The organism is Mailhella sp. (assembly GCF_057866825.1).
The window spans coordinates 1-5,191 of the sequence record NZ_DBMAHT010000135.1; the positions used below are offsets into that span (position 1 = coordinate 1).

Below are 5,191 nucleotides of genomic sequence, written 5' to 3' on the forward strand. Positions count from 1 at the left end.
AGGGCAACTTCGCCCTCGGCCTCAACTACGGCGTGCAGGCTTCCACCCACGAAACCGACCAGAGCGTCAGCGTCGGCATAAGCTGGAAGTTCTAAAGGCAGAAAAAGACAGGAAAGGCAGCGGGGGGAATAATTCCCCGACAAAGTCGGGACAAGCCCCCCGCGCCCCCTTGTTTCCGCCTCCCGGCTTCGCCGGTTCGGCGGGACAAAGGTGCGGAAAACGCCCTTTACAAAAGCCCCGGAGTACTGCCCCGGGGCTTTTTGTGTGCCCCTTCCAGCCTCATTCTCCTTTCACCTTCCATTCTTTTCTCTTCTTTTTTCCTCTCGCCGTACTCCGCCCCATACCCGCATGCCGGGGCAAACGACACGCTTTCATTCTCTCACGCTGAAATCTTCCCGAATCGTTGCAGTACAAGGACACTTTCGCGGCGTTTCCTTGACCGCACGGCGAATTTGTTTTATATAAAGCTTACCAGTCCGCCCCGCGCCTAGGTTCCTTATGGAGCATGCGAATACCGGGGCGGCATTTTTTATCCGGAAAATTACGATGCAGTTCACCAAAGCTCCGCTCAGCACACACGACCTGCTGCAATTGATGCTCAATCGGGGTCTGCTGTGCGCCGATAAGGTGAGAGCCTGCCGCCATCTTTCCCATGTCAGTTATTATCGGCTCAACGGCTATGCACGGCACTTCTATGTCGACGAGTCCGCCGTATCTCCGAACTTCCTGCCCGGCACGAAGTTTGAAACAATATGGCGGATCTACTGTTTCGATCGTGAACTGCGTCTCCTGACACTCGATGCCGTCGAACGAATCGAAGTTGCCGTTCGTACTGTTCTCTCCGACGCCCTGTCCGTTGCCGATCCGTCTGCCCCTGGTCTCCCATACGGTTCACACTGGTTCATGGAAAATGCCTTTTTCAAGAGTCCAAAGGACTGTGCCGCGTTCTGCACCATCGTGGAGGAGGAAACAGGAAAAAACAATTGCCGACGCCGGAGCGCTCCCACCGATCATTATTATAAAACCTACACCTCACCCGCGCTTCCCCCCTCCTGGATAGTCATGGAATCCTTGTCCATGGGCAGCTGGGTCACGGCGCTGCAAAACCTGACTCATCCAGTTCAAAATTTCCTTGCCGGAAAATTCGGACTGCCCAGGGTGTTATTTACATCCTGGCTTGCCTCACTCAGAGTCGTACGCAATATTTCCGCTCATCACGGCCGCTTCTGGAAAAGAACCCTCGACCGTCCCTTCAAAGTCCCGCGGCCCGGTTTTGCCAATCTCTGCCCCGATTTCCGTTCGAAGGAAGATTCCTATTACGCCGCGGCCTGTGTGTCGTGGTTCTTTCTTCTTCAACTGGCTCCCAGCTCGCACTGGCCGGAAAAACTGAAAAACCTCTTTGAAAAATATACAGAAGTCTCTTGCACCGAGCTGGGCTTTCCCAAAAACTGGTACAACGACCCGTTCTGGAAAATATAATCTCCCCTTGCTTTCCCGTCAGACTTCCCCTGCCGTCGGCCAGACGAACGAAGACGCCGTGCGCAAGGCCCCGTAAGTGCTGATTCAGAATCTTTCCTGCCCCCTCCGACCGCATCCCTCTTTCTCATCCGCTTCTCTCCTTTTCTCCTTTTTCTTCTCTCTGCACATCAAGCTCCCGTGCTGCATTGCCTGAACCGGGGTATGCCTCCCAGCCCTTTCCTTACGGCCCCCTCTCCCCATGCAAATTCTCTTATCCAGCACATCCATTCTCGCACACGTCTGACGGCTCTGCCGGTCAGCCATCGGCCTCGCCAAAACGCAGAGCATACAGCCACAAGCAAACGTCGCCCGAAGACCGCCCTGCTCTTCCACACCTGCTCGCCTCAAGACGTCCAACAGAAGATCCCGCGGAGTGGACTCGAAAAAAATCCTTTCTCCTGATCTCTTCCACGTCTCTCCCCGGCTTTCGAGGCGGAGTCGAAGACTTGCGAAAAGGGGCGAAAACGGCTAGGCTGATCCTTTATTTCTCCTTCCACCCCAACGAAGCGAACGCGATGAGCAGCAGTCAGCCGGTCGGAACCGGAAGCCCTTGCACGAAGAAGTCCGCCCAGAATCGTCTCCGGATCACGACGCCCTGCGTCGAGGTCGGGCGCTTTTCGGCGCACTGCGGACAGAACGCGGCCATCGGCGCGTTCTCCGTTCTTCTGTGCGCGCCTGAGGAGGCGGCGGTACACCGTCCTGCCAGGGCAAAGCACGCCCGCATCCGCCTTCGGCAGGGGAGAACCATACCCCGCACACCGACAAAGGGCAGCCTTTCCGCAGAGGACAGAGCTGCCCTTTTCCATTCTTTCTGCAGAGATGCGTTTTTTGCGCATGTCTGCTCCGCCGTTTTTCCCCTTCAAGGATTCAGGGGAGGAAGGTTGACGCTCTTCAGGCACGACTGGCGCGCAAACGCGTCCGCCACGCGCCGCAAGGGTCGCCTTCTGCATCCGAACAGGGGCGGAAACGGCGTTTTTTCCGACCCCATGACCCTTTCCACACTCTTTTTCGCATAAGGAGCCGAAAAAATATGGGAGGATTCTTCGGAGCCATCTCCAGGCAGGACTGCGTGCTGGACATCTTCTTCGGCGTGGACTACCACTCGCACCTCGGCACACGCCGCGGCGGCATGGCCATCTACGACCGGAAACTGGGCTTTCAGCGGCAGATCCACGACATTGAAAACACGCCCTTCCGCACCAAGTTTGAAAACAATCTCGCCGAATTCCACGGCTGCGCGGGCATAGGCTGCATCAGCGACATTGATCCGCAGCCGCTTCTCGTGCGCTCGCATCTCGGTTTGTACGCCATATCCACGGTCGGCATCATCAACAACACCGAACGTCTGGTGCGCGACTACTTTTCCAGCCGGGGCCATCAGTTCATGGTCACCAGCTCCGGCAAGGTGAATCCCACGGAACTCGTGGCCGCGCTCATCAACATGGAAGGCGATCTCGTGTCGGGCATACGGCACGCGCAGGACGTCATTGAAGGTTCCATGACCATTCTGCTGCTCACGGAAGATTCCATCATCACCGCCAGAGACAGAATGGGACGTCTGCCCGTACACATCGGCAAAAGCGATCTGGGCTACAGCGTGTCGTTTGAATCCTTCGCCTACCACAAGCTCGGCTACGAAGACGCCTACGAACTCGGCCCGAGCGAAATCGTGCGCATCACGGCCGACGGCTACGAAACGCTTTCCCCGGCCGCCAAAACCATGAAAATCTGCGCCTTCCTCTGGACCTACTACGGCTACCCGAATTCCAACTACGAAGGCGTCAACGTGGAGCTCATGCGCTACCGCAACGGCGAAATCATGGCCCGCGACGAAATGGCCCGCGGCACGCTGCCGCAGGTCGATCACGTGGCCGGCGTGCCCGATTCCGGCACGCCCCACGCCATAGGCTACGCCAACCGCTGCAAGCTGCCCTTTGCCCGGCCCTTCGTCAAATACACCCCCACCTGGCCGCGCTCCTTCATGCCCGCCAATCAGGCCGTGCGCAATCAGGTGGCCAAAATGAAGCAGATTCCCGTGCCGGAACTCATTCAGGGCAAAAAGCTCCTCTTCGTGGACGATTCCATCGTGCGCGGCACGCAGCTGCGCGAAACCGTCGACTTTCTTTTTGAATCCGGCGCGGGCGAAGTACACATGCGCTCCGCCTGCCCGCCCATCATGTACAGCTGCAAGTACCTCAACTTCTCCCGCGGCAATTCCGACATGGATCTGCTCGCAAGGCGCATCGTGCAGGAACTCGAAGGCGACGAAGGGCATCGTCATCTCGACGAGTACGCCGACGCCTCCACCGCGCGGGGCAAGAGTCTGCTTGCCGCCATCTGCCGCAAGATGGGCTTCGATTCTCTGGGCTATCAATCGCTGAACGGCCTGCTTGAGGCCATAGGCATCGACAAGGACAAAATCTGCACCTACTGCTGGAACGGCAAAGGATAACCACCATGAACAATTCCCATTCCGCATCCTACGCCGCCGCGGGCGTCAACATTGAGGCCGGCTACGAAGGCGTTCGCCTCATGAAGCGCCATGTCGAGCGCACCCTGATTCCCGGCGTGGTCTCCGATCTCGGAGGCTTCGGCGGCCTGTTTGAACCTGACACCAAGGGCATGTCCCGTCCGGTGCTCGTGTCCGGCACCGACGGCGTGGGCACCAAACAGCGCATCGCCCAGCTCATGGACAAGCACGACACCGTGGGCATCGACTGCGTGGCCATGTGCGTGAACGACATCGTCTGCTGCGGCGCCAAACCCCTGTTCTTCCTCGACTACATCGCCATCGGCAAAAACGATCCGGAAAAGGTGGCCACCCTCGTTTCCGGCGTGGCCGAAGGCTGCGTGCAGGCCGGCTGCGCCCTCATCGGCGGCGAAACCGCCGAGCATCCCGGCACCATGGCCCCCAACGACTACGATCTCGCGGGCTTCTCCGTGGGCATGGTGGACAGAGACAAGGTCATCAACCAGTCCTCCATGCGCGAGGGCGACGTCATTCTCGCGCTGCCTTCCTCCGGCCTGCATTCCAACGGCTATTCTCTCGTGCGCAAGGTGTTCGACGTGGAGCACGCAGACCTCGGCAAGTACTGCGAAGAGCTCGGTTCCACGCTCGGCGAAGCCCTGCTCACGCCCACGGTCATTTACGTGAAGCCCGTGCTTGCGGCCATTGCCGCGGCCGAAGTTCACGGCATAAGCCACATCACGGGCGGCGGCTTCTACGAAAACATTCCCCGCTGCGTGCCCGACGGCCTCACCGCCCGCGTGGAAAAGGCCGCCGTGAAGACTCCGGCCATCTTCTCCCTGCTGCAGCGCGTGGGCAACATTCCCGAACGCGACATGTTCAACACCTACAACATGGGCGTGGGCATGACGATGATCGTGTCCCGCGACACGGCCGACAAGGCCCTCGAAGCCCTCAAGAGCCACGGCTGCAACGCCTACGTTCTCGGCGACGTCGTTTCCGGCGAAGACAAGGTCGCTCTCGCCTGATTTTGCCGCGCCGCCCCGCGCGGCGCACGCTTCATGCACACATGCGGCGGAAATTCCGCTGCAAAGGACATTACGAATGGTAAGACGCATATATGTAGAGAAAAAGCCCGCCCTGCGACACGAGGCCGGAGCGCTTCTCGGAGAACTCCGCACCCTGCTCGGCATCTCTTCCCTGACC

The 5,191-nt window shown here is 58.9% G+C and carries 3 protein-coding genes; all 3 read left to right on the forward strand.

All coding sequences use genetic code 11. The annotated features are described in order from the left end of the window. The first annotated feature begins 546 nt into the window (after positions 1–546). The 3 genes from ACZM96_RS09420 (at position 547) to purM (ending at position 5,013) form a co-directional block, all read left to right on the forward strand. Entirely contained in the window at positions 547–1,479 is a 933-nt protein-coding gene (locus ACZM96_RS09420) for an Abi family protein (protein WP_489488744.1), read from the forward strand. A 1,069-nt stretch (positions 1,480–2,548) separates the two neighbouring features. Then, positions 2,549–3,970: an amidophosphoribosyltransferase gene (locus tag ACZM96_RS09425; protein ID WP_489488745.1), complete on the forward strand. Its 1,422-nt coding sequence runs from the start codon at positions 2,549–2,551 to the stop codon at positions 3,968–3,970. Positions 3,971–3,975: 5 nt separating this feature from the next. Then, positions 3,976–5,013: a phosphoribosylformylglycinamidine cyclo-ligase gene (gene purM / locus ACZM96_RS09430; protein ID WP_489488746.1), complete on the forward strand. Its 1,038-nt coding sequence runs from the start codon at positions 3,976–3,978 to the stop codon at positions 5,011–5,013. Positions 5,014–5,191 lie beyond the last annotated feature (178 nt).